The sequence below is a fragment of the Sulfurospirillum halorespirans DSM 13726 genome (assembly GCF_001723605.1).
In the GTDB taxonomy this organism is placed as follows: Bacteria; Campylobacterota; Campylobacteria; order Campylobacterales; family Sulfurospirillaceae; genus Sulfurospirillum; species Sulfurospirillum halorespirans.
This window is the reverse complement of the sequence record NZ_CP017111.1, coordinates 435558-461211: the sequence shown is the minus strand read 5'-3', so window position 1 is coordinate 461211 and position 25654 is coordinate 435558. Positions and strand designations below refer to the sequence as shown.

Below are 25654 nucleotides of genomic sequence, written 5' to 3'. Positions count from 1 at the left end.
GTAAAGGCTTTCATGCGCAATTTTCATACCATTGAAGAGATCGTTCTTCAACACTCTACACGTCATATGGATAAAATTCAGGCTCACTTTCCCAATGAACACACCAAAAATGCTGTTCAAGCTTTTTTAAAACTGAATAAAGGTGTTATTTTCATCTACACCGGTTTTTACGTTGCAGGTTTTGCTGAAACCGATGGCCCTTTAGGAGCATACTTTTTAGCAAAAGCCTTTGAAAAATTGGGCTACACCCCTGTGATTGTAACCGATCATTTTTGTGAAGACTACTTTTTTGATATTAAAACCCTCTACATTCCACTTGAGGGACTAAGCCACCAAGAATACGAGATGCTTTTAGATACCTACAAACCCATAGCGCACCTCTCCATCGAACGTTGCGGGCAAAACCATGAAGGAAGTTACCTGAACTCACGCGGCGTAGACATCAAAGAATTTACCGCGCCTGTCGATGAGCTTTTCAAACTAGGAAGCAAAACCGCTCCAAGCTTTGGCATCGGCGATGGCGGCAATGAAGTCGGCATGGGAAGCTTTGCGGATGTTCTCAAAGATAAAGAATTTTTCTACGACTACTGCGTCATTCCCTGCGACTACCCGATGATCGCATCGGTTTCCAACTGGGGAGGATATGGCTTTATCGCCGAGCTTGAAAAGGTTTTACATGTAAACGTTTTACCCAGCTTTGAAGAGGTTGAAAAATACCTTGAATTTATCGTCGCCAAAGGCTCGGTTGATGGCATCAAACGCGAATCGGTGATGTCGGTAGATGGCAAAGAGTGGTCGATAGAACCTGAAATACTCAGTGCCTTAAAAGCATACGCAACACAAGGATAAATCATGAAAGTCATCTGTCCCAACTGTTTGGCTACCAATAATGTCCCAAAACTCGAAGTCTACAAAAAAGCAAACTGCGGCAAATGCCAAACGTCCCTGCTCGACCCACACCCCATTGCTCTCACCAGCGACATTCTTGAAGCCGTCCTAGGCAACACCGATGTTCCCGTCATCGTCGACTTTTGGGCACCGTGGTGTGCCCCGTGCAAAGCCTTCGCCCCTACATTTCAACAAGCCGCACGCGCCTATCCGCTTCGTGTTCTTTTTGCCAAAGTCGACACCGAAGCCGAACAATTTTTGGCTTCACGTTTTAAAATTCGTTCTATTCCAACGCTGATTGTTTTTAAAAATGGCGAAGAGGTCGAGCGTGTGAGTGGAGCAATGAGCGATGAAGATTTGGATCGTTTTGTGGAGAGGTTTTTGTAAAGTAACTACAAAATGTAATCTGAAAAAAACTATTTATAAAGGAATTTACACATGGACAATTCAGGACATAGACTACACGAAGTCTTTTTTTATGGGTTATATATGGATCCAGAAATCCTCACTAGCAAAGAGGTAACACCTCGAAATCCCAGAATTGCCACAGTAAAAGGTTATAAACTCAGAATTGGGAAGTTGGCAACGTTGTTAAGAGATGAAAACAGTAAAGCGAGTGGCATTATTTATTCATTAACCCATGATGAGATCGATAAACTCTACAAGGACTCAGGATTCCTAGCTTATGTACCTGAATCATTAACTGCAACAACAAAAGACAATGCGACGCTATCCGTTTTATGTTGCAATTTACGTGTTCCACCAGCGACTGGTGAAAATAATCCTGAATACTTAGAAAAATTAACAGCGTGTATGAAAAAATATAACGTTCCAATTTTTTAACATCAAAGGAAGAGATTGTCTCTTCCTTTTCTTTCATTCTGAAATATTTTCAACCTATCACTTCCCACTTTGCTACCATAACCCCATAAATCAAAACTGAGGTGCATCATGATTCTTGGCAAATGCCCGTATTGCGGTGGTAATGTGATCTCGCAAAAGCTTACCATTCAAGGTCAAAAGGTCAATCTTTATACGTGTGAGCATGCAACAAAAGAGCGTGACATCAACGATGATTATGTTTTTAGTGCCACTTCTTCGTGTCGGTTTCGGGTTTACTCTAACACCTTTTTACGCTGGAATAAACGAAGCCTCAGCGAGTATGAGATGAAGCAGCTTTTAAAAGAGGGGCAAATTGCGGTGCGTTTGCATGGGCGCAAGGGGACGAGCGAATACTTTAAGTACGTCATTCCCGATCCCGAATACGGCGTGAGTATTTTGTGGGATACGGAAGTGGCTTAGCCTTTACATGTAACGATGTTACAGATCGATTTGAGGGGATGGCATGTCGATGAAATAGCCCTGCGAGTAGTCGATGCCAAGCTGTTTGACCGTGGAGAGAACCGTGCTGGAGTGGACGAATTCTGCGACGGTTTTGATGCCCATTTTTTTGGAGAAGTCGACAATGGTTTCAACGACGATTTGGGCATTTTTATCTTTGTCGATGTCTTTGATGAGACTGCCATCGATCTTGATAAAATCGGGATTGAGCTTGATGATGTAGGAGAAGTTGGAAAATCCGCTTCCAAAATCATCGATCGCGACTTTGGCACCGTAGCGCTTGATTTCATTGAAAAAGTGCATGACTTTGTTGAAGTCGTTGACCCGTTCAGACTCTAAAAGTTCAAACGTGACGCGATGCCCCATGTTGGAATCGCGCAGTTTTCGGATGATAAAGTCGTAAATCTCTTCGTTGATGATGTCCTCAAACGAGAGGTTGATGCTAAAGTCAAACGGATGCGTTTCAAACACTTTGAAGCTTTTGTCGATGATCGCCATCGTGATTTTATCGTAGACTTTAATCATCTTCGCGATTGGAATAAAATTGTGCGGTGAGTGGATGACGCCCTCTTCATCGACCAAACGAGAAAGTGCTTCAAACTTGATGATTTCATCGGTTTTGTTGTCGATGATGGGTTGGAAATAAGGCACGATGCCTGAGAAATCCATAATGGCTTTACGCACTTTAGTGGCGTATTTGAGATTGCTTTCGTACTCTTGCGAGAAGTTCATTGTATCTTCAAAAATCCAAAACTTGAGCTGTTCTCTTTTGGCATATTTGAGCGCCATACTCACTTTGGAAAAGATGTCACTGTGTGAAAAACTAGCACTGGATGAAAGCGTGCAGTCAACGTAAATCTCCGTTTGCGCGTAAGCGTACTTCAGATGGGTGAGTTGACGGGAGAGATAGGTAAGGTAATTTTTCAAGAGGTAAAAACTCATGCGTTCATGGAGTAAAATGGCAAATTCATCGCCTGCCATGCGGTAAACGCTTACATCTTGAAGTTCGGTTTTAAGGCTTTTTGCAAAAGATTCTAAGATAAAATCACCCACAACAAACCCGTAAAAATCATTGAGCAGTTTGAAGTTGTCGATGTTGGCGATAATCAGTGTAAAATCACTAATCTCTTCGAGGTCATGGCGCAATTTATAGAGGTTCGGAAGGCGCGTGAGTGGGTCGGTGTAAAACTGCTCCACAAGATTTTTCTGCACGGCGCGAAGCTCTTTGGAAAGGTGTTTGATTTTTTCTTTTTGATCTTGCTCTTTTTCGCTACTATTCGCCATGCAAAGCCCCCTCTTGCAAACCTAATACCACTGTAAATTTTTTAATTGTATCTAAAAAGATCATAAATAATGAAATAGTGACGCTTTAATAGAGTTCTTGCACATTAAGTTTTACAAGAAGGGAAAGCGCCAAAGGTGCGTGGGCTTTCTGCCGAAGAAAACCCAGTGTTAACGTAGCTTTTACAGCTTTGCTCTAAAAGCGTGTTGCAGAGTTCTTGTAGAACTCTAATAATAGAAAATTTCGCTTAAGCCAGTTTGAGCCTGCTTTTGATAGAATAACTCATAGATTGACATTAGGAGATCCACATGAAAATTCAAAAATTTTTTGGAATGATAGCAGCACTCACACTCGCAGTGAACTGTTTTGGTGCGAATAAAAGTGAAGTAGAAGTGCCGCGTACCGTGCAAAAAGACATCTACAAATACTACATTCTTGAAGAGAGCAAAAAAACAACGCTTTTCAATGTGACGCTCAAGCGTTTGAGTTACGACACCACGCTTTACATCAAAGTTGAAGTCAACTGTCCATCACGAGTGATTCGCGAATTGGGCAATAGTATCAAATCGGCTAAAGCGATCTCAACGGATAATCCCAAACCATGGGTAAAACCAGTGATTGGCTCGATTCAATCAGACATCATCACCTACGTTTGCCGTTAACTCATCAACTGATCCAATAAAGGTTTCATCTCTTCATAGTCGTCACGCTGGCTAAAAGCTTGCATCAACTGCATTTTAGCCGCGTAAACTTGAGAGTCAAAATAGGTCGTAGAATTGCCAAAATCAAGCGCACTTACACCCAGCGTATTCATCGCTTCAAGCACCGTGGTAGAGGAGAGAGCGTTCAGCGTATCTTGGTTGATCAAATCGGTCAGCCATGAGCTATCGCCTTCACTCGCACCTGTGGAGTCATAGTGAAGCAAAAAGTCCTCAAAACTCCCCTCTTCGCCTTTGAGCGAATTGTAAAGTCCGTAACTCACCCCTGCGTACGGGTCGATTTCAAATAGTCTGTTATCCATGGAAAACTCCTTTTACATGTAAAGGTACAAGCAAAAAACATACCCTATTTTGAGAGTGTTTCATCGACAAATTCGACCAATCTTCTCCACGATTTTTTATCAGCTGCTTCTCTATAACGATCGGTTCCAAAAACGGTAAATGCGTGAGGAGCGCCACTGTAGGTGATCATCTCATGCTTGATGCCTGTTTTTTCAAGCTCTTTGGCGAGTCCTGCAAATTCATCTAAACTCACGCTCTCATCGGCTGATCCGTGCAATATAAGCACAAAGCCTTTTGTTTGCGTGTAGTCTTCTCCAGCAGGCGTTGCTAAACCTCCATGAAAACTGACAAACCCTTTGAGTGAGGTTCCCATGCGTGCCATCTCCAAAAGTGCTGCGCCGCCAAAACAGTAACCAATTCCTATAGAATTTGCCACGTTTGCACCCTCTTTTCTAGCCGCTTGGTAACTCGCATCCAGAAGCTTTCGCATCTTAGCCCTGTCCTTGTAAAGCGCGTTGGTCAGTGCTTTTTTTTCATCAATCGTAACAGGTTTGACGCCTTTGCCAAAAAGGTCTATCGCAAATGCACCATAACCTAGATCATTGAGCATCTTTGCGCGTGTCATCTCGTACTCATTCAGTCCATCCCAGTCGTGAATAATAAAAACAAGGGGCGCCTCATCTGAGGGGGTGCTATAGTAACCCTCATACATTTTTCCATCGACCACATACGTGACAAAACCCTCTTTAGCAAAGCCCCATGTTGCAAGGCATAACATTATTGTAGCCACTAAAAACTTTTTCATATTTTCTCCTTAGGTATATTTTCTCTATTGTAGAGCACCTTTCTTCAAGCAATCTAGGGCATTATTGATTTAACACTATTTTTTAAAGTTTGTAACACATTTGTAACTCTTCTAGCCTACGATTATCGTATCAAAATCTTATTTGGAGGCTTTCGTGAAATCTCTTAAAACACTCTGTGTATCGCTCTCATTGGTCGCTTCAAGCTTATGCGCAGGAAGCGTAGTTGAATTTATAGGTATGGACGCGCCAAGCACACCTGAAAAAATGGCAAAAGCGTACTCGGAAGCCAAAGTCATCATCCACACTGCAAACGGTGGAAAAATCGAAAGAGCACTTTCGTATGAAACACTTTTTGGTGTTAAAGATAAAGTCGGAACGAGCAAAAACCCAGCAGGACAACTCTACTCCATGTCAATGAAACCATTGATGGACCCTTTTGGAAAACCGCTCATCGCAGAGACACCTGATAGCAACTCACTTTTAAATGTCAATGGCTCACTCTACCTTGTCACACACTACGAATACGACTGGATTTTAAGCGATGGCTCTTCAGCTGAGAAATCAGAGACGTGGTATGAAAGAGCTCCTATGAGCATGACACTCACCACCATCAAACAAGATGCGAAAAATGGCAAGCTTAAAGCCTTCGATCAGTATCCGATTGATTTCTCCAAAGTAGGCGGCATCTGGATTCCCTGTGCTGGGTCACAAACACCTTGGAATACCCACTTAGGAAGCGAAGAGGATTATGATCTTTACTTTACCGCCGCCAGTGGCAAAGAGTACAAAAAGGCGCAAAAAGGGCTTAAAGCCATGAGCGAGCTTTATTTTGAAGGCAAACAACAAGCCAAAGCTTACGACTATGGTTACATCACCGAAGTTGCGGTAAAAGAGAACAGCAAAACCAATGTCACCAAACACTACGCTATGGGGCGTGGAACATGGGAGATGGCAAAAATCATGAGCGATGAAAAAACAGCGTTTTTTGGCGATGATGGAGCGCAAGTGGGGCTTTACATGTACGTAGGGGATGGCGCCAAAGATTTGGATAACGGCACACTCTATGCCGCCATTTGGTCTCAAACCAATGAAGATGGAGCCAAGGATGGCGGACAAGCCAAACTGAGTTGGATCAAACTAGGGCATGCAAGTTCTGAAGAGGTTTCTCGTTGGAAAGAAAAACTTACCTTCAATGACATCTTTGAAGCCTACGCACCTGCTGAATTCGACCCAAAAAAACATGAAGGCTTTAAAGCAGTCAAAGCAGGACACTCTGAGATCGAGTACCTTAAACTTAAACCCAATATGGAGCGCGCAGCAGCTTTTTTAGAGACACGTCGTTACGCAGCATACTTAGGCGCTACAACCGAATTTAACAAAATGGAAGGGGTAGCGTTTAATAAAGAAGATAAAAAACTCTACATCGCCATGTCCTACATCGAAAAAGGAATGGCAAAAGATGCAAGCTTTGCCAAAGATGACATCAAAGTCGCTAAAAATCGCTGTGGTGGAACCTACGAAGTAGGCCTTGCTTCCAACATAAAAGACAGCAAAGGCGAATTAATAGCAAGTGATTTTGTGCCTACAAACATGTCTGTACCTTCCGCACTTTTGGGTGAAGAGATCGCAACCGATGCACTTGGAAATACCTGTGCCGTCGATAAAATTGCCAATACAGACAATCTCTTTTACTCTTCACGCGCTCGTACGCTTTTCATCGGTGAAGACAGCGGAACGCATGTCAATAACTTCGTTTGGGCGTACAATGTCGACACGAAAAAGCTCTCTCGTATCCTCTCCACACCCGCAGGTGCAGAATCCACAGGACTTCAAGTGGTTGAAAATATGAACGGCTTTGCCTACATCATGAGCAATGCGCAACACCAAGGTGATTTTATCAAAACGATGGATAAAGACCTTCAAAGCAAAGTTGCTCCAAAAATCGATAAATTCCAAGCGCCTGTAGGGTATATTTATGGTATCCCAGGGCTTTAATCGCCTCCTTTTCACACTCTGCCTTAGCTCCGTCGTGAGCTTTGGCGGCTCATTGAAAGGTGAATTTGTCAGTCGAACCACGTTTGCTAATCCGTATGCGAACATCCCTGCGCAGTGCTACATCGAAACGAGTGGTGGAACTCAAAACGCCTGTATGTTCTGTCACACCAATGCCCCTGCTCGCGCACGTCTTGGCAACAACAACCCCCAAGCAGGACTTTCAAGCATTACGGGTAATCTGCAAACCACCTACAGTTTTGCCCCTGCAACCCAGCAAACCAAATCACCCAGCATCAATCCTTGGGAAAACACGCTTTTTCCTGAAAAATTAGAAGCAGAGTATCAACAAAGTCCTAACCGTTTTGATGAAACCCAAATGCTTAACTATTTGGAAGAAGACAATTGGAGCGAAGCCTATGCCAAACGAGGCGGAAAAGTGGGATGGGAAAATGGTGACGACGACTCCGTTTGGCGACTCTTTCCTGATCTAAGCCCCTCCGATCTTCCTGCCAAAGAGGATGGTTTTGTGCGAACTAAAGCTAAAACACGCGCCGTGTTTGCAGATATGACGGGTTGGCGTGCCATCAATTTTATGCCTTATGGTATTTTCACACCGATGAGTGGCAGTGTTTCTGGCATTTACATTCGTTTACCTAAAGTTTTTATGCAAGATGAAAAAGGGGCGTGGAGTGAAACCATTTATGCTCAAAATCTTGACCTTTTGGAGCGTGCCATTACCGACAGACTTGAACCAAATGACCCCAAAATCTACTTCGGTAAAGCAAAAGAGGTCGAAGTTCACCGTGGACTTTACCCACTCTATACCGAGTTTGCCCATCCTTTGCATTATGTCGATCTTCGCAAAAATGGCACGCGCGCTACTCGGGTGAAAGAGATACGCTATATGGTCAAAACGCGTATGTATTACCCCGGTGAAGCGGCGGAAAAAGAGGAAAATGCACCCTTGTATCTTAACGAAAAACAAGGGTGGATTAATAACGGTGCTGGCTGGATATTGGCGGGTTTCATCGAAGATGCCAAGGGGCATTTGCGCGCACAAAAAGGTGAAGAGCTGATGCAATGTGTGGGGTGTCATAGCGATAACTACGGTTTCGAGCCCTCCTCGTTTACCTCTGGAAGTAGCAATACGATTGATTCGACGTGGGCATTTCCTCGTAAGTTTCCCGAAAAGCTTGGCTGGGTTGAGATGGATTATCTCGCCTACACGCTCAAAGAGGGCAAAGCAACTTCAAGAAGAGGCGACCCACTCAACCGCAAAGCACATCAGGGCGAATTTGGATACTTTTTAAAGCATGTTGTTGGAGCGAATCTGTACGGCGTTATGCCTGAAAGTATGGAAGCTTTTTTAAGAGAGAGCATCACCAAAGAGCACGGCTATAGCGATAACTGGCGCACTTTGGATTTGATAAATCCTAGCACTTTAGTGGAGCAACAACGTTTACATGTAAAGCTGATGAATGAATTTGTGGAAGCAAAAGCGTACCTGACCAAAGAGGGATTTATTCATCCAAGGTTGCTTTACCCCACCGAAACAGAGGCTTTAAATGGGGCTATTGGTTACCGAAAAGTGGTTGCAACACAACGCTTTACCTTGGGAAAAGATGTGTTTGCCCAAACGCCTTTTACGTATCGTTATTTTAGAGAGGGCAAAGAGGCGTACACGCACCTTGATGGCACGCCATATCACATAGGCGAGATTATTACCGATCGCCCCATCGAAAAAGAGGCAACATTGACGGAAGGTGCGGGCATTGTGGAGACGTTGATCGATGAAAACGATGCGTCGTATGATGGCGAATATTTGCCACTGTTAAACTATCCTTTGGTTTACGAGAAGGCTTACAAATAATTTGATTTTATAATCTTTACGGGCTATAATCAAACATAACACCATTTTAAAAGGAGTCATGATGGCAAAAAAAATTCTGTTTATCGTCGGAGACTATGTAGAAGATTACGAAGTTATGGTGCCTTTTCAAGCGTTAGGGGCAGTGGGTCACACGGTGATCGCTGTTTGCCCGAACAAAAAAGCGGGTGAGTTTATCCGCACAGCGATTCATGATTTTGAGGGAGACCAGACCTACAGTGAAAAACCGGGTCACAATTTTACACTTAATGGCACATTTGACGCCATCAAAGCCGAAGAGTTTGATGCGCTTGTAGTACCGGGAGGTCGCGCTCCTGAATATTTGAGGCTCAATGAAAAAGTGCTAGAGATGGTACGCCATTTTGCCAAAACCAACAAACCCATCGCAGCGATTTGCCACGGGGCTCAACTGCTTGCAGCCGCTGATGTACTAGGAGGAAAAAGTTGTTCAGCCTACCCTGCATGCGCACCTGAAGTCACGAAAGCGGGCGGAACGTATGCTAACATCGAAGTGACTGAAGCTACGGTCGATGGCAATCTTGTCACCGCTCCTGCATGGCCTGCGCATCCGCAATGGATCGCTAAATTTCTAGTCGTTTTAGGAACGAAAATCACGCTTTAAATCTTTACATGTAAAAGAGGAGTTAACACCCTCCTCTTTCTCAAAGGAAAGCTATGTCGCTTATTTCACATCTTGATCATCTTGTTTTGACGGTTGCAAGTATTGAACAAAGTTGTGCTTTTTATACCGCGGTTTTGCAGATGGATGAGATCACCTTCAAAGGTCGAAAAGCACTCAAATTTGGGCATAGCAAAATCAATTTGCATGAAGTCGGACATGAGTTCAAACCCAAAGCGACACATCCAATGGCAGGCTCAGCCGATTTGTGTTTGATCACGCAAATGCCTATTTCTCAGTTCTTAGAGCATCTGCACCAGTGTGGCGTTGTCTGCATTGAAGGCCCCGTAAAGCGCACTGGCGCAAGGAGTGATCTTTTATCGGTTTATTTTCGCGACCCCGATGGAAATCTCATCGAAGTCGCCAACGAATTGGTCGCTTTTTAATCTTTACATGTAAAGAGTACGCTCATACACGTAAGACCCGCTTCGGCTTTGACAAACTCGCTGATATTGACCGTTTCAACCTTGTATCCTAATGATTTGACAAGGCTAATGCTCTCAGGAAACGCTTCATTCATACAGAGAATTTCACCGATTTTGAGTACATTTGCCCCAAAAGGCTCGTCTTCTGGTACTTCAACTTTCGTAAAGCCATGAAAGACGTCCGCATCCAGCCAGTTTGAATTGATCAAAACCGTTTGATCATCCAGTGCTGTCACGCCTGTTTTGAGGTGCAAACACCCCGTAACACTCACCGAAATCACCTCATAACCAAAGGGTTTGATGATCGCTTCAAGTGCGGAAATGCCCTCTTGATTGGTACGAGGCGATTCACCAACAAAGATTTTTTTACCGACTTTGAGCACATCGCCACCTTCAATTTGAGCAGGTAAAACGATACGCTCCACATTGCGGTATTTGGAAAAAACCTTTTCCATCGATGCACTTTCAACCCTGCGCGATTCTACGCCCATTGAAGTCAGCACCGCCACCTCGTCAAAAACAATGATCGGATCTTCCACAAACACGCTATCGGGGTACGCTAAATTTTCATCTAAAACCATCACTTTGGCACCACAGCGCTCTAACATCGCACCGTAGGCGACATGTTGAAGGGTCGCTTTTTCAAGGGAAATAGGCTCGCTTTGTACAAACGTGAGTTCGCACTCTTGCAACTTAGGTGAAGGCAAATGGGTCATGGCTAAAAGCATCAAAAATCCTTACGATAAAATAAAATATGAGCTTTCTGCTTTGAAAGCGTGTCAAAAATTGAGCAAAAGCTCTGTTAACATTAGAAAAACTCCAAAGAATTTTCCTCTTCATTTGTTGGTGTCAACATCATTTCAAACTGAATAATGCTTGAAAAAAGTGACGCATCCAAGTAGTGAATATCCACCGCTGTTTTCTCTTTTAAAACCGCTTCCGTCCACCCAATGAGATCTTCAACGATCGCATTTAAAATCATCAAAATTTTCTTTTTATTGACATGAGCGGTTAAAGAATCCAGATGCTCTTCCAACGATAAAGAGAGCTTTGCTAAGCTGTAGCCTAGATCGCGAAACTCTGTATTTTTTTCCAAAATCGCTGCATAGGAGTCAAAACGCTCTTTTACTCCTAAAAAATAGGCTTTATTGTATTCAAGATTGTAGTCTTGCACCACTTCGGCGAGTTCATCACAGCTCTCTAAAATATCTTGAATATCCAACTCATCGATGCTACCCTCCGAGCAAAAAGCAACGGCACTGATTTTTGTATCATCGTGGTAATGCATCTTTGCCATGTTTTGCGCTGTCGTGGGCGAGTCGTAGATAAAAAAGTCTTCTTTGCTCTGATCTTCTTTTGAAAAAGAGTCATACACAAACTGCTCTATCACCTCTAAGTTTTTTCCAAAACGATCTTCGGTTTCTAAATGTTTTTGATTCCATTCACGGCAAAGCACAAAATAAAGCGAATAAAACTCTCGCAAATTGTCAATGGGGATCTCTTTGAGCTTATGTTTTTGCGCCGCTTCTTGGACGTATTCATACGCGTGTTTAATATCAGCATAAATGTAAATACTCAGTTTAGCAATGGCTAAATTATGCACTTTTGCAACATCCGGATCGGACAGATAGCGAGCAAGCCTTGAGTCTTCAATAATCAATCTCTCAAATGGTAAAACAACCTGATCTACCAACGCTTCAAGCTTTTTAATGCTAATTCCCATACGCAACCTTTTACATGTAAAATAAGCGCAAATTGTAGCATAGTTTACGCTACTGTAAAGTTGTTTTTTAACAGACTTTTTACATCATTATTGGAAAAACGAGGTGATGGGTTAGGCACGAAGTCTACTCTTTACATGTAAGCTTTTAAACGCATCTTTTTTAAGTAAAATTGAAGTAGCATACGAATGACTCAGCTTAAAGGAGTTTCATGAAACATCAACCACTTTCACCAGACGAACTTAAACAGATTCACGCTTATTGGCGTGCGGCGAACTACCTTTCTGTGGGGCAAATTTACCTACTTGAAAATCCCTTGCTCACAAAACCTCTCTCTTTAGAGCAGATCAAACCTCGCCTTTTAGGGCACTGGGGCACGACGCCGGGGCTGAATTTTATCTACGCGCACATGAATCGAATAATCCTTAAAGATAACCTCAACATGCTTTTCATCGCAGGCCCTGGACACGGCGGCCCCGCGGTCGTTGCCAACACCTATTTGGAAGGAACCTACAGCGAAGTCTATCCCGACATCTCACAAGGTGAAGCTGGCATGCAAAAACTCTTCAAACAGTTCTCCTTCCCTGGAGGCATTCCAAGCCACGTAGCACCCCAAACGCCCGGTTCCATCCACGAAGGAGGCGAACTGGGTTACGCGCTCTCACACGCTTATGGAGCGGTCTTTGACAATCCAGAGCTTATCGCATGTTGCGTGGTAGGCGATGGTGAAGCCGAAACAGGGCCCTTGGCGACCGCGTGGCACTCGAACAAATTTTTAGACCCCAAACGCGATGGTGCCGTGCTTCCCATTCTCCACCTCAACGGGTATAAGATCGCCAATCCAACGGTTCTTGCGCGCATCTCGCACGATGAGCTTGAAAAACTTTTCATCGGATATGGCTATGAGCCCTATTTTGTTGAAGGCGATGAACCTGAGCTAATGCATCAAAAAATGGCAGAGACCTTAGATCTCATTGTCACTAAAATTAAAACCATTTGGCATGAAGCCAGAGTTAATGGAAACACGAAACGACCTTTTTGGCCGATGATCATCTTGCGCAGTCCTAAAGGTTGGAGCGGTCCCAAAGAGGTCGATGGACTCAAAACCGAAGGCTCATGGCGTTCCCACCAAGTGCCACTCTCTGAGCTGGATACAAAGCCTGAACACATCACGATTCTTGAAAACTGGATGAAAAGTTACAAGCCCGAAGAGCTCTTTGATAAAAATGGCAAACTCATCCCTGAACTCGCTTCGCTTGCACCCCAAGGCGAAAAACGCATGGGGGCAAACCCTCACACCAACGGCGGGGCGCTTTTAGAAGCTTTGCATCTGCCTGATTTTAAAACCTATGCGGTGGACGTTCAATCTCATGGGCAATCTATCGCTGAATCCACACGCGTTTTAGGTACGTTTCTTCGCGATGTGATGCGCCACAATATGCACACTTTTCGCGTCTTTGGCCCCGATGAAACAGCATCAAACCGCTTAGGTGCCCTTTTTGAAGTGACCAATCGCGTTTGGATGGCAGAACATGACGACACTGATGATCACCTCGCACAAGACGGTCGTGTTATGGAAATTCTCTCCGAACACACCTGCCAAGGTTGGTTAGAAGGTTATCTACTCACAGGTAGGCATGGCTTTTTCTCATGCTACGAAGCATTTATCCATATCATCGACTCGATGTTTAATCAACACGCTAAATGGCTTAAGGTCACGAGCCGTGAAATCCCATGGCGTAAACCTATTGCTTCACTCAATTATCTTCTGACTTCGCATGTTTGGAGGCAAGATCACAACGGTTTTTCACACCAAGACCCAGGATTTATCGATGTCGTCGTGAACAAAAAAGCGCATATCGTCAATGTCTATTTTCCACCCGATGCCAACACGCTTTTATGGGTTGGGGAACATTGTCTTAAAAGTCGCGACGCCATCAATGTCATCGTTGCAGGCAAACAACCTGAACTACAGTGGCTTAACATAGAAGAAGCCATTGCGCACTGCGAAAAAGGGATGGGAATTTGGCAGTGGGCAAGCAGTGATAAAGGAAGCGAGCCCGATGTGGTGATGGCATGTTGTGGCGATGTGCCAACCTTGGAGAGCTTAGCGGCGGTGAGCATTTTACGCACCCTTGTGCCCAATCTTAGCATTCGCCTTATCAATGTCGTGGACTTGATGTGCTTGCAACCCAGTGAAGAGCACCCGCACGGACTTAGCCATGAAGCGTTTAATGCGCTCTTCCCCAAAGATACGCCTGTGTTTTTTGCGTATCATGGTTATCCGTGGTTGATTCACCGTTTGGCGTACCGAAGAGCGAATCATGAGCATTTACATGTAAGAGGGTACAAAGAAGAGGGAACGACCACAACGCCCTTTGATATGGTCGTTTTAAACGATATGGATCGATTTCATCTGGTCATGGACGTGATGGATCGCGTCCCTAAAATGCAGCCTTTTGCCGAAGCAGTAAAAGAGAAAATGCGCGAAAAACTCCGCGAGCATAAAACCTACATCGAAACCTATGGGCAAGATATGCCAGAAATTCTCGAATGGAAGTGGCGCTGTTAAATCTAATATGCTACTATGCGCGAAAAATTTAGAAGGAATCTAAAAATGAAATGGTTACTGATATTGCTTTTGAGCATAACGCTTTATGGCGCTGAGAAGATTTACGAATACGGCGATTTGGAAGAGAGACACGATGGTGTTTTAATCGAGGTCAAAACCCACGCGCTCGCCAATGGCACAGGAAAATTTTACTATGACTCAGGCAAATTACGCGGTGAAACACCCTTCAAAGAGGGCAAACGCGAAGGAGTAGGCAAAACCTACTACGAATCAGGTGAACTGCAAGGCGAAACACCGTTTAAAAATGACGTCGTGGAAGGCTTAAGAAAAAGCTACTTCAAATCTGGTACAGTGCAAAGTGAAACGCCTTTTATCAATGACAAGGCTGAGGGCATCGCAAAGATTTACTATCCATCAGGCAAACTGCAAAGTGAAACGCCGTTTCATGAGAACAAAGCAGAGGGCATCTCCAAACTCTATTACGAATCTGGAAAACTGACCAATGAAATCGAATTTAAAAACAGCAGCCCCGTTAGTGGCTTCCAATACGATGAAAAAGGGGCTAAAACGCCTATGAGCGAGGCGCAACTGAAAGCGATGAATTTGTAAGCACCTCTTGCGCCATTTTTTGCATCGTTTTCGCGCTTACATGTAATGCTTCAAGCTCTTCGGGAAGCAGTTTGTAATTGAGGATTTTAGTTGCACCTTTTCGCGTCACGACAACGGGAACATTGAGCACCACATCGCTTAGTCCGTACTCACCTTCTAAGTAAACACCAAGCGGAAGGACGGAGTGTTCATCGTTGGCGATGGCGCGAATGATGCGAAAAACGCTTGCGGCGGTGCTGTGATTGGTATTGCCTTTTTTGTAAAATATCTCAAATCCAGCATTGATCACATCTTGGTAAATCTGCGCGCGATCAAGCAATGGCAAGCCATTGAGCTCACAAAACGTATCGACATCCAGCCCACAAATATTGCAAATACTCCACGGAAGCGTGCTTCCCTTGCCATGTTCACCCAAAACATACCCGTTGATATTTTTAGGGTCAATCCCCACTTTTTTACTCACGATCTTCATAAAACGCGCCGTGTCCACCAGCGTTCCCGCACTGATAAGTCGCTCCCTAGGGTAAAGCCCCTCTTTGTACGCAATGTGGGTCAGCACATCCACAGGATTGGTCACCATGATGATGATCGCTTGCGGCGCGTAGGTAGAGAGCTCATGCACAATCTCTCGTATTAACGTGGCATTTTCATGTAAAAGCTCATCGCGTGTTTGGTTCCCCTTAAGTTGCGCTCCTGCGGTAATGACGATGACATCGCAGTGCGCACAATCCACATAATCGCCACTGTGCAAATGTGTGTTACGTGCATAGGTAAACGACTCAACATACGAAAAATCCGCCACTTCGCCCATCGCCTTTTCTTTGTTGCGATTGACCAAGACAATTTCGCTCATACTGCCTAAGGTGAGAAGATAATTGACCAATTCAACCCCAACACCGCCCACACCAATAATTCCTACACGCATGCACTTCCTTTAAAATTTCCTACGATAGTATAACAGCTTTGTTGTGTGTCAGTGTGTTAAAAAATAAGCTTATTCTTGTTGAGAGTAACGCCAATAACGCTAAAAATCATGCGTTATCTTTAGGTTTACTGACGCACAAAAAGTCATTTACGTTGCTTTCGCCTCTTTTAATTTCCCCAACACCTTCACCATAGCCAAAGTATCGAGTTCACAGTACTTTAACAACTGCTCACGTACTTTCATTTGCTCTTCCAAACGCTTTACATGTAAAGATGCAAAGGCGTTCATAGCATCACCGCCGTTTTGAATGCCCTCAAGTTTTTTATAGGCTAATTCCATTTCAGGCACAAGGGCAGGAAGGACGTATTTGATGGAGTAACTGCCTTGCATACTTGGGGTGACGTAGTGTCCTTTTTGGAATGGAAGCATCAAATCTTTGATGGTGTCGTGTAGGTGCATAAGCTTTACATGTAAATCTGGAAACAGCTGCGCAAGTGAGGCGATGACGCCTTTTTCAAAGCTCATATTGTATGTCAAAATGTTTACATGTAAAGGTATGTCTTCGACCAATTTCTCCGCCAAAGCACGTCTTGGGTCACTTCCTGACTCTGCTAAAAATGCTTTATGCTCTAAAGTGCCATCACGGTGTTCTACATGTAAAGAGTATTGAAACGGTATCTGTTTATAAGGGCTGACACCGCTCCACAAAGGCATGGCTTGTTGAAAGGTCTCAAAGTCAAGATGATAGATGGGATAGGTGAGTGTTTCTAAAAACTCGGCAATCGCTTCATGGTCGATGAACGTGTGTTGCTTTCTCCAGTTATCGACTTTTTGCCATTGGATGGGTGTCATCGCAAAATCTTCGGGTATGTCTTCAATCGCCACGATGTTTTGTGCATAAAGCTCTTGTTGTTTTTTACTGCCAAGATTGAAGATGTTAAAGATGCTGTACTCTGGGATATTTCGCTGAACCTTCCAACAATACGCCTTTGCATCGCATTCGTAAGGGTCATTGCACTGTTTTCCGATATCGATGTTTGGCTCATGGATTTTATCGTCCAGATACGCCTCAAACGCTTCAAGTCTTGCGGGAATAGCACCTTGCAACTCTCGCACCTCACCTGTAACATCGACCACCACAAAAAGCTTTTCAAGCTCCAACGCTTCTTCTCGCACATAGCCTGAGTTGATATGCACCACATGACACGCCCCAACCTTAAACCCAAGGGCTTCTAAAACATACAGCTGAATGGAAACATCATGCAGATAGATAGGCTTCACATCGGTGGAACTCTTCACTTCATACAGCTCTAAGCCAAGAGATGTTTGGCGCACGATGTCCACCATCACCACGATGCCCTCGTAAATAAACGTTGCCTCGTAGATGTTTTCGACACCCTCATCAAGATACGCTTGGGTCAACCTCGCCATGCTTTTAAAATCGTGCGCGTCAAAAGGAATCTCACGCCCATCAGGAAACAATTCACACGCCAAATCCCCCACGATGTTACCCGTCTCAAACCGCGCTTTGGCACTAGCATCAGGAGGGGTTAAAACCTCTGGCTTATACTTTTTCAGCCAAGGAGATTTTGGGCATTGAATGGCTCGGGTGTAGAGGGATTTTGAGAGGGTCACAATTTACTCATTTTTATTTTCTATATTTAACTTATCTTTACTTTTCATTATTTTATCCTCTCATATACAGAATCAAGTTTTTCTAGAAACTTAGTTTGTTCTAGTTCTTTCTCACTTAAAATTGTAATATCTATCTCTAGTTCAAATAAGTTTTTTAGAAATTGTTCTATCATATTTTTTTTACCCTCAATCTCTTCAGAATAAATTCTATATACAAGTAATAAATCAATATCATTTGGAAACTTATTATTTTTAACTACAGAACCAAAGATATAGACTTCCGTAAATAACTCAAATATATCAATATGTTTAGATATTAAATAGATTATTCTATTCATCTTAAAGGTTATGAACATACCTATAAAAATTATCCAAAGTCAATAGTGTTACATCCATTATTTCTGCTTGTTGATATGCTTCAGTAGAAATACAACCTCCACTATTCCAATTGTGCAAATTGACTATAATCAAACCTTTTTGAGGTGCTAGTGAAATCAGTTTTTCTTTACTTAAACAATATTCATAAATAAATTTAAAAGGCTTCTCTTTTACAATTACATTCGATAAATTTTCTAAATTTTCAATTGTAAATGAAATATGGTTATTATCTAAATACTTTAATGCAAAATTGAGACTGTCAAGCCTTATTCCAACTTTTTTAAAGCATTTATGTACAAAATACATTTGTCTTATTCTTGGAGTATCACTTAATGACAACAAAACAAAGTTATCTCGTTCTTTGTATACTATAAATGGGTCTTCAATACCTAAGGTAATTTCAATAAATTTATTATCTTTTTGTAGGCTACCAATTAAACACTCTAATGCTTCTACGGAAGGTATCATACCTTCATGACAAGGTTCTAATCCAAATATTGAATTAACTTCTTCAGGAAATAATACGGTTCTTATTTTTTCATTATCTTCTCTGGTGTCGTAAAACTCATCAATATGTTGAACTAATTGGTCTATGGTGGCTAAATTTGAATATATTTCCTCATCATGCTTTTGAAATAAATTTCTATTTCTACTTAGCAGAAGCTTTAATCTTTGATTATTAAGCAATATCTTTTCTTCAAATTTTTTCCATAGTTTAGGGTTTCCTTTCAAATAATAGTTTTCGTATATCGTTTTATTTTCTTCAAGAATAGGTTTAACAGCTTCCTCAAGTTTTTCAAACGTATTAAACTTTTGTGCAAAAATTTGTGATAACTGTTTTCGTCTCTCCTCTTTCCACATTCTAACTTCATTTTCAGTAAAAGCTGAGTTTTTATCAAAATTCGTATGGCAATTTGGACATAAGAGTATTAAATTTTCAAAAGAATTATCTGCAGTATCACTATGGGGAGTAATGTGAGCCTTTTCTGCTATATCACCATTAGTCAACAATAACTCTTTTTCACAACTTGGATTCATACATCTTCCCATTGACTCTGCATAAAGTTTTCTTTGAATATTGTCTGGAATAGCTTTTCTCATACTCAAACCTTTTCTTTCTTATACATTTATTTTTTTTCAATTAATCCATTAATAAATACTTTTAGCAAGGACCTCTTCTTAAATTTAATGAAATGCTAAACCTAAATCATAATTTTTATTATTTATTTTTACAACTCCACAACTCTCTCAAACATCTCTTTTATCTCCATCTCATGGCTTATTAAAAATATCTGTCTGTACTGTTCTTTTATGGTATGAAACGCTTCTAGGATTTCCATACGTCTGGTTTCGTCTTGGCTTCCGAAGACTTCATCGAATGCTAAAAATCCCACACTACTTGCACCACTGAGTTCACTCAGTGTTTTGGAGATGGCAATGCGAAGCACTAAGTTGGCAAGGTCTATCTCGCCGCCGCTGAAGCGTTCTATGGGGTAGCATTTGCCCTCATCGTAAATGAAAAAATCAAAGTCGTTGTTCACTTCGATGTATTGGTATTTGCCTTTGGTGATGGTGGCGTACATCTGCGAGGCGATTTGTGAGATGCGTGGGGCGATTTTTGAGTTGAGTTTTGTTTTAAACTCGCTAAGGCTTAGTTTGATTTTCTCGTAGTCTTGCAAATCGTCTTTTTTACTCTGTACTTTTTTAAGTTGTATGTCGTTATTTTCCAGAGCGTTTTGCAAGGTTTTTACCTCGCCCTCATTTTTGGCTATTTTCTCTTTGAGCTCTGAAATAACGCTGTATTGTTTCTCTTTTTGCTTTTGCAGTTCGTCGTATTCGCTTTGTTTTGCGGTGTGTTTTGGCTCATCGTACAGTGTTTTTGCAACTTCCAATTCTTTCTCTTTAGCCTTTACATGTAAAGCTTCTGCACTCTTACATGTAAGTGCGAGATCCTCTCTCACGCCCTGCTCTCGTTTGAGTTCTGTTTCAAGACTTAGAACGGTTTCATACTTTGGTTTTAACTCCAAAAAGCTTTTTTGTAGGCTTACATGTAAAGCTTCATCGTAAGCGTGTTTTGAGAGTGTGTCAAGTTCTTCTTTGTTGCGTTTGCCTTGTTCACTGACCTTTGTAAAATGCTCTTTGGCGTTTGCTAAATCTTTTTGCTTGCTTACTATCAAACTTAGAGCCGTTTCGTTTACATGTAAGGCTTTTTGCGTTTGCTCTTTTTGAATTTCGAGTTCATTTATCTGTTTGGTGAGGATGTCAAGTTTTTCTTTGGTTTTGTCTATCTTTTGGCTTTGCGTCTTTTGCACGATGTCGTTTAGGGATGCGATGACATTGTCGTACTCATCAAGCAGTTGCCTTGTACATGTCGGGCAGTTTGATTCTCGACCTAAGCTTTGTATCTTGGCTATCTTTTGTTGTGTGTCAGATACAACTCGCTGTTCGGCTGAGAGTTCATTTTGGAGTTGTTTTTGCTCTGTTTGCTTCGCAGAAAGTTCCGTTTTTATCTTTACATGTAAAGCTTCATTTTCTTTTTTTTGCCCTAAAAGTGTCTCATACGGTTTGGTTTGCTCTTCCAAAGTTGCGATGTCTGCTTTGGCTTTGGTGTACTGGGCACGCAACTGGGTTTGCTCTTTTTCCAAGCCCTCTTTTTTGAGCTGTATATTTTTGAGATTTTCGTGGTCTTTGAGCTTTACATGTAAGGCTTCGTACTCTTTTTTAACGGTGCTTAAACTTTTAAGTTCTTTGGCTTTTGTTTCTAGGTTTTTGAGCTCTTCGGTGAGTTTGGCCCCAGTGGCTAAGTTTGAAGTTATAGAGTTTTTGATGAGGGAGAGTTCGCTGATGAGCTTTTGTTTTTGCTCTTTTGTTTTGACAAAGAGTTCGAGTTCTTGCTTTACATGTAACTCTTGTTTTTTGGTAGTTTCTAGTTCCGTGGATTTGGTTTTGACCTCTTTTTCAAACGCTTGCTTTATGGCGGTAGTCTCTTTTATAAGAGCTCTTTTGCTCTTTAGTTCTTCTTCGCCTAATAAAAACTCGGCACTTGCGACGATGTCACGTTTGAGTTCCCTGCTTTTTTCGATGAGTTCATTTTCCACAAAGTCTATCTTTTCAAGCCCAAGAAGTTTACGTATCATCTTTTTTCGATCTTCATTTTTAAGCGTGCTGAGGCTGGTAAGTTCTTTTTGAGAAGCGAAAAGTGTATGCAAAAATGCCTCTTTGCTCATCTTTGTGAGTTTGGTAATTGCCACGGTAACTTCTCTCGCGCCACTGGTTGTAAGCTCGCCATTTTTATACAGTTTAGCATTGGCATTGAGCGCTTTTCCGCGAAACTCTCGCGTGACTTTGTACGCCATGCCTTCAAACTCAAAATCAAGCTCAACCAAAACAGCATCTTTATCACTCGCACTGGCGTTTCGTATGACTTCTTTAAATTTTTTATTTCGAAGCTCACCGTAAAGCGCGAAAAGTATCGCTTCAAAAAGGGTCGATTTGCCACTGCCATTTTTACCGATGATGCCGATCAGCCCCTCGCCAAACTCGATATCAAAGGAGGTGTAGCGTTTGAAGTTTTCAAGGTGAAGTTTAGAGAGTATCATCGCTCACCTCTTCGTAGGCACTAAATAAGCCTTGGATTTTGCCTTTGAGTCGCTCAAACTCTTCAGGCTGACTCTCTTCTTTGATGTGTTCTAAAAAATACGCTTCCAAAGAGAGTGCTTCGATGTCGTTTAGTGTGGCTTCACCGTTGGTTTGTTTGAACTCTCGTTTGATGCTTACATGTAAAGCTTCGCCAAAGAGATTTTTGATGTCACGTGTTTGGATGTCGATGGACTGCAACGGGGTAAGATGAGTCAATTTGACTTCGACAAGAGCGTCTTTTGTATCGTTTACATGTAAAGACTCAACTGAGTGCTCGTAGTCTTCACAGTCAATCTCGTAGGTTTTAATCGGGCGAATTTGTATCTCATGGTAGTTTACATGTAAAGCCTCATCCAGTGTAACTTCAAGAAACCCTTTGGAGTTTCGTTTGTCGTTTAAACTGGTGCGCTCGGTTGAGCCTGCATAGTAAACATTTTCATGCTTGCCCACTTTTCCAAACCCATGCCAATGCCCAAGAGCGACATAATCCACTTTAGAAAAAAGGCTTTCTTTATCGTGCGGATACACCCACTCGCCAAACTCAGCCATCAGATAGTGCGCACCTACAGAACAGTGAAGCATCATGATGTTGCGTTTGGTTGTATCAATATTTGCTTCGCAAAGCTCGATTTGAGAAAGTGCTTTTGTCTCATCGTGCATGTGAGGTAAGGTGTGAAAAATGACATCGTCGAACTCTATCTTTTTATACTCTTGATTGTATGAAACATAAACATTTTTAAAGTTTTCAAATATCTTGAGTATTGGGGAACTTAAATTAGTGCGAGGTGTGGAGTGATTACCCGCTATCATAATGAACGGGATATTAAGTGCTTCGATGATTTTAAATTGTTCAAGAGCAAAGGTGATGGCTCGGTTACTAGGAGATGGACGGTGAAAAAGATCGCCTGTGTGGATGATGTAGTCAGGTTTTATTGCTTTGATTTGCTCAATGACTTGCGTAAACGCATCGTAAAAATCAGCCTCTCGTTGGTTGATACCGAGCTCATTGATGACATCTAAATCGTTAAAGCCTAAATGCGTGTCCGAAAAATGAATCAGTTTCACGGTGCTTCTTTGTGATTATTTCTTCCGATTATAGCAAAGATTTGTGTGAGTGTGTCAGACGAAGGGCCAAGATTCTTTTAAAAGCCTAAGCGCTTCGTTTAAGATTGTGCAAGGAGAGAGCCTCTATTGAGCAATATAAAGTGATTTACTGAACATTTCCGGTTATTTCATCAAACATTTCAAGTGTCAACGCAAGATGTAATTTAAAGGTTTCGGGTCTACCTACACTTGCTATTTTGATAGCATCATTAGCTAATTCTTCAAGTTGATTTTTATTGACAAGGTCATTTTGTATAATTCTTTGGATATCTTCTTGGTCTTGCTCTCCAAATCGTGATAATTTTGAAATGATTAAATCTACTGGATCTAAAATATAAACATTGAGCTTATCATCGATGTTAAACTTGAATATGGCCCTTCTATCATAATCTTCATGCATAAGTCCAAGCGTTGGGCTGTAGTTATAATCATATGCCAGTTCTTCAAATTCACCATTTTCATTTTGCCAAAGTACCGTTAATTTACTGGGAATATTGATGTTTTGATCAATAATCGCATCCAAATCTTTTGACACTCTAGTGGCAGTATGAAAATGAATTGCAATTCCACCAGTTATATACACATTGACGGGCACTTTTTTACTTGTTCCCCGTATATTTTTACTAATTTTTTGCATCATTTCTCTTACGGCATCTTCGAGCGAAGTATTCATCAATTGTTCCCTTTTGTTTTGTATTGATTAAACCTGTTGGCATCTACCCCGCTTAAGAGTCCATAATAGTCTGCCAAGCCATCCCCAGATTCTTGCTTTCTTCCATGGTATAGACCTACTTTTTTATTCAATGAAAAGCTTAGTTTGAGAGGTTTTTTTGTTAAAAAAGTATACAAGTATGCACTTCTTGCTCGTGCTTCTTTTGAAAGCGCAGTGTCTTTTGCCATTTTTTTGAGTACATTCGTATCAAATTTTGAAACCAAAAACTTAAAGAGCTCTTTTTCAAACGATCTATACTCTTGAAAATACTCTTGATTTTCTAAAAGTTTTTTAACATGCATATTGTCTTTTTGAGAAAGTAACTCTTCTGATTGATTAAAATCCAATCGATCAAGTAATGTATAAAGGCTATTTCGGTTTGTTTTCCAGCTTCTTAAAGTTCTATCAGAGACACCAAGAAGCTTTACCATTTGTGTCTGTGTCATAAAAAACTCCTTTTATTACTTTTCGGCAATATCTGCCGTTTCTTATAACGTAATTATAGGCAATATCTGCCGAATTGTCAAATATATAATCTCCTAAATTATTATACAAATATCCCTAAAATATGGATATAAATTACTTATACAACTTTATAACTTTTACAAAATATTTTTTGCAAAAGTTTAATTTTATTAAAACAAAAAACTCTGTATAAAACATTGATATAATTTTAAATAGAAGTATCTTTGGAAGAGTAGTAAAAGAATATTTTATACGTATTAAATGTCGTGAGAATGGCAAAATTAGGCAATTATTTTCAGAGATATACTCCTATTTTAGGTGTTAGAATAAATCTATCATGTCTAAAATTGCACTTCGTCTGATAGCTTGGCATTGCGTATTTGTAAGTCTTTTAGGAGTTTTATGACCATGGGTAAAAATTATGAAAAATTACTACTTACGTTACTACTTCGAGGCTTAGTTGATACTAAATTATATTAGATTGGCTTAAATGAACAAATAATTTAATTTATCGATTTCATCGCTATTTGTAGACTTTTTGGGAGGTTGTTAGAAAAAAGAGTGGCGAATGCTGGATTAATACTTATTCAACAAAACTCGTATATTTAGGAATTCTATTGAATAATAAATCAAGTAATGACTACTAAAATAACTACTATAAAGCATTACTGTAAAGAAAAGACAATAGCTCTTTACGTGTAATTATAGTCGTTCTCGGCGTTGGTTTCAAGGTTTTAATTTTCTGGTTTTTTACATGCAACCATAAGGTTGATAGACCAATACTAAGAAACTGTGCTGCCTCTTTTGGGCGGAAAAATTCTTTTTCTATTTGGTAATTATTATTCATGATGTGCTCTTTGGTTGTTTTGGATAAATGCTTGTTCAAAAACAGCACTTCTAACGCTATATAAATATTCCCAAATTTTAAAACTTTCAGTTGAATCACAAAGCCTCTTTGTTTGAAGATTATAGATATAACCATTTTTTAAACAAAAACCTTGATGAGTACTAAGGAAATTGGCATCATCTAACTGTTTTAATTTAAACTCATACTGAGGAAAAGAATTTAGTAACTTTTTTTTGAAAGATTTAAAATCTATCCTCTCTATTTCATTTGTAGGAGAGAAGAAGAGAGAGGATTCTATATTTTTCTCTAATTCTATATCTAGCTCTATTGGAATTTCTTTTGACATTTTTTGACAATGTCCAATTTCTGTTTTTTTCTGCCGCTCTATCCTCTTATAGCTCGCCCACTTTGATTCACTGCCTATCATATTTTGAGTTTCTACCATGAATAGTGTGCCATCATCCCATTTTTCCATCAATTCAAATTTTAAAAATATGTCAACAGATACTTTGACAGTATCGATATTTGTATTTGTCACATTTGCAAGCATCTCTGCACTATATGGTATAGTGTTTCTAAAAAAGAGTTTTCCATTATTTTCTATACTTTTTAAAAGAAGTTTCATATAGAAAATTATGTAGTCTTTCCCATTTGGCATGGCTTCAATAAGTTTAATTTCTTCTCGATCAAAAAAATCATTTTTTAATTTTAACCAAAAGTATTTTTTCATCATTGCAGTGAT

General features: G+C 41.1%; 26 protein-coding genes. 11 read left to right on the top strand and 15 right to left on the bottom strand.

The window, feature by feature from the left end:
• The first annotated feature begins 12 nt into the window (after window positions 1-12).
• The 4 genes from SHALO_RS02285 (at window position 13) to SHALO_RS02270 (ending at window position 2190) form a co-directional block, all read left to right on the top strand.
• Complete coding sequence (locus tag SHALO_RS02285) at window positions 13-849, top strand: DUF4392 domain-containing protein (RefSeq protein WP_069477201.1); 837 nt, start codon at window positions 13-15, stop codon at window positions 847-849.
• Between the two features lie 3 nt (window positions 850-852).
• A complete protein-coding gene (gene trxC / locus SHALO_RS02280) occupies window positions 853-1275 on the top strand; it encodes a thioredoxin TrxC (RefSeq protein WP_069477200.1) in 423 nt (140 codons plus the stop codon).
• Window positions 1276-1326: 51 nt separating this feature from the next.
• Window positions 1327-1731: a gamma-glutamylcyclotransferase family protein gene (locus tag SHALO_RS02275; protein WP_069477199.1), complete on the top strand. Its 405-nt coding sequence runs from the start codon at window positions 1327-1329 to the stop codon at window positions 1729-1731.
• Between the two features lie 108 nt (window positions 1732-1839).
• Complete coding sequence (locus SHALO_RS02270) at window positions 1840-2190, top strand: hypothetical protein (RefSeq protein ID WP_069477198.1); 351 nt, start codon at window positions 1840-1842, stop codon at window positions 2188-2190.
• 18 nt (window positions 2191-2208) lie between these two features.
• On the opposite strand, the gene SHALO_RS02265 is transcribed toward SHALO_RS02270, so the two are convergent.
• Entirely contained in the window at window positions 2209-3513 is a 1305-nt protein-coding gene (locus SHALO_RS02265; protein WP_069477197.1) for an EAL domain-containing protein, read from the bottom strand.
• Between the two features lie 306 nt (window positions 3514-3819).
• On the opposite strand from SHALO_RS02265, the gene SHALO_RS02260 reads away from it, so the two are divergent.
• Window positions 3820-4173 (top strand): hypothetical protein, encoded by a 354-nt coding sequence (locus tag SHALO_RS02260; RefSeq protein ID WP_069477196.1) that lies wholly within the window; start codon window positions 3820-3822, stop codon window positions 4171-4173.
• On the opposite strand, the gene SHALO_RS02255 is transcribed toward SHALO_RS02260, so the two are convergent.
• Both SHALO_RS02255 and SHALO_RS02250 read right to left on the bottom strand, forming a co-directional pair.
• Window positions 4170-4532: a hypothetical protein gene (locus tag SHALO_RS02255; protein ID WP_069477195.1), complete on the bottom strand. Its 363-nt coding sequence runs from the start codon at window positions 4530-4532 to the stop codon at window positions 4170-4172. The two genes, SHALO_RS02260 and SHALO_RS02255, sit on opposite strands and share 4 nt — an antisense overlap.
• A 44-nt stretch (window positions 4533-4576) precedes the next feature.
• A complete protein-coding gene (locus SHALO_RS02250; protein ID WP_069477194.1) occupies window positions 4577-5317 on the bottom strand; it encodes a dienelactone hydrolase family protein in 741 nt (246 codons plus the stop codon).
• 154 nt (window positions 5318-5471) lie between these two features.
• On the opposite strand from SHALO_RS02250, the gene SHALO_RS02245 reads away from it, so the two are divergent.
• From SHALO_RS02245 to SHALO_RS02230, 4 genes are read left to right on the top strand one after another with little or no spacing between them, the layout of a single operon-like run.
• Complete coding sequence (locus tag SHALO_RS02245; protein WP_069477193.1) at window positions 5472-7313, top strand: PhoX family protein; 1842 nt, start codon at window positions 5472-5474, stop codon at window positions 7311-7313.
• Complete coding sequence (locus SHALO_RS02240; RefSeq protein WP_069477192.1) at window positions 7294-9183, top strand: hypothetical protein; 1890 nt, start codon at window positions 7294-7296, stop codon at window positions 9181-9183. Before SHALO_RS02245 ends, SHALO_RS02240 begins: the two co-directional genes overlap by 20 nt.
• Window positions 9184-9241: 58 nt before the next feature.
• Window positions 9242-9823 carry a DJ-1/PfpI family protein gene (locus SHALO_RS02235; RefSeq protein ID WP_069477191.1) on the top strand — a complete coding sequence of 194 codons (582 nt, stop codon included), beginning with the start codon at window positions 9242-9244 and terminating at the stop codon, window positions 9821-9823.
• Window positions 9824-9876: 53 nt separating this feature from the next.
• Entirely contained in the window at window positions 9877-10266 is a 390-nt protein-coding gene (locus SHALO_RS02230) for a VOC family protein (RefSeq protein ID WP_025343636.1), read from the top strand.
• On the opposite strand, the gene SHALO_RS02225 is transcribed toward SHALO_RS02230, so the two are convergent.
• Window positions 10263-11033: a dimethylarginine dimethylaminohydrolase family protein gene (locus SHALO_RS02225; RefSeq protein WP_069477190.1), complete on the bottom strand. Its 771-nt coding sequence runs from the start codon at window positions 11031-11033 to the stop codon at window positions 10263-10265. The genes SHALO_RS02230 and SHALO_RS02225 overlap by 4 nt on opposite strands.
• 80 nt (window positions 11034-11113) lie before the next feature.
• Window positions 11114-12028 (bottom strand): hypothetical protein, encoded by a 915-nt coding sequence (locus tag SHALO_RS02220; protein ID WP_069477189.1) that lies wholly within the window; start codon window positions 12026-12028, stop codon window positions 11114-11116.
• A 209-nt stretch (window positions 12029-12237) separates the two neighbouring features.
• Between SHALO_RS02220 and SHALO_RS02215 the strand changes: the two genes are divergently transcribed.
• Both SHALO_RS02215 and SHALO_RS02210 read left to right on the top strand, forming a co-directional pair.
• Complete coding sequence (locus tag SHALO_RS02215) at window positions 12238-14598, top strand: phosphoketolase family protein (protein WP_069477188.1); 2361 nt, start codon at window positions 12238-12240, stop codon at window positions 14596-14598.
• Window positions 14599-14643: 45 nt separating this feature from the next.
• Complete coding sequence (locus tag SHALO_RS02210; RefSeq protein ID WP_069477187.1) at window positions 14644-15207, top strand: toxin-antitoxin system YwqK family antitoxin; 564 nt, start codon at window positions 14644-14646, stop codon at window positions 15205-15207.
• Here SHALO_RS02210 and SHALO_RS02205 read toward each other — a convergent pair.
• The 10 genes from SHALO_RS02205 to SHALO_RS02160 all read right to left on the bottom strand — a co-directional run bounded on the left by SHALO_RS02205 (window position 15170) and on the right by SHALO_RS02160 (window position 25645).
• Window positions 15170-16132 (bottom strand): lactate/malate family dehydrogenase, encoded by a 963-nt coding sequence (locus SHALO_RS02205; protein WP_069477186.1) that lies wholly within the window; start codon window positions 16130-16132, stop codon window positions 15170-15172. The two genes, SHALO_RS02210 and SHALO_RS02205, sit on opposite strands and share 38 nt — an antisense overlap.
• A 147-nt stretch (window positions 16133-16279) precedes the next feature.
• Entirely contained in the window at window positions 16280-17767 is a 1488-nt protein-coding gene (locus tag SHALO_RS02200; protein ID WP_174543296.1) for a DUF2779 domain-containing protein, read from the bottom strand.
• A 47-nt stretch (window positions 17768-17814) separates the two neighbouring features.
• A complete protein-coding gene (locus tag SHALO_RS02195) occupies window positions 17815-18105 on the bottom strand; it encodes a nucleotidyltransferase domain-containing protein (protein WP_158513702.1) in 291 nt (96 codons plus the stop codon).
• A 1-nt stretch (window position 18106) separates the two neighbouring features.
• Window positions 18107-19246: an HNH endonuclease signature motif containing protein gene (locus SHALO_RS02190; protein ID WP_084010664.1), complete on the bottom strand. Its 1140-nt coding sequence runs from the start codon at window positions 19244-19246 to the stop codon at window positions 18107-18109.
• Between the two features lie 128 nt (window positions 19247-19374).
• Window positions 19375-21744: an AAA family ATPase gene (locus SHALO_RS02185; RefSeq protein WP_069477184.1), complete on the bottom strand. Its 2370-nt coding sequence runs from the start codon at window positions 21742-21744 to the stop codon at window positions 19375-19377.
• Window positions 21731-22849 (bottom strand): metallophosphoesterase family protein, encoded by a 1119-nt coding sequence (locus SHALO_RS02180; RefSeq protein ID WP_069477183.1) that lies wholly within the window; start codon window positions 22847-22849, stop codon window positions 21731-21733. The genes SHALO_RS02185 and SHALO_RS02180 overlap by 14 nt, the downstream gene beginning before the upstream one ends.
• 145 nt (window positions 22850-22994) lie before the next feature.
• Window positions 22995-23561 carry a DUF6036 family nucleotidyltransferase gene (locus SHALO_RS02175; RefSeq protein ID WP_069477182.1) on the bottom strand — a complete coding sequence of 189 codons (567 nt, stop codon included), beginning with the start codon at window positions 23559-23561 and terminating at the stop codon, window positions 22995-22997.
• Window positions 23561-24046 carry a hypothetical protein gene (locus SHALO_RS02170; protein ID WP_069477181.1) on the bottom strand — a complete coding sequence of 162 codons (486 nt, stop codon included), beginning with the start codon at window positions 24044-24046 and terminating at the stop codon, window positions 23561-23563. The genes SHALO_RS02175 and SHALO_RS02170 overlap by 1 nt, the downstream gene beginning before the upstream one ends.
• A 674-nt stretch (window positions 24047-24720) precedes the next feature.
• Window positions 24721-24912, bottom strand: coding sequence for a hypothetical protein (locus SHALO_RS02165; RefSeq protein WP_069477180.1), 192 nt, complete (start codon window positions 24910-24912; stop codon window positions 24721-24723).
• Entirely contained in the window at window positions 24905-25645 is a 741-nt protein-coding gene (locus SHALO_RS02160; protein ID WP_069477179.1) for a phage replisome organizer N-terminal domain-containing protein, read from the bottom strand. The genes SHALO_RS02165 and SHALO_RS02160 overlap by 8 nt, the downstream gene beginning before the upstream one ends.
• Window positions 25646-25654: the final 9 nt, after the last annotated feature.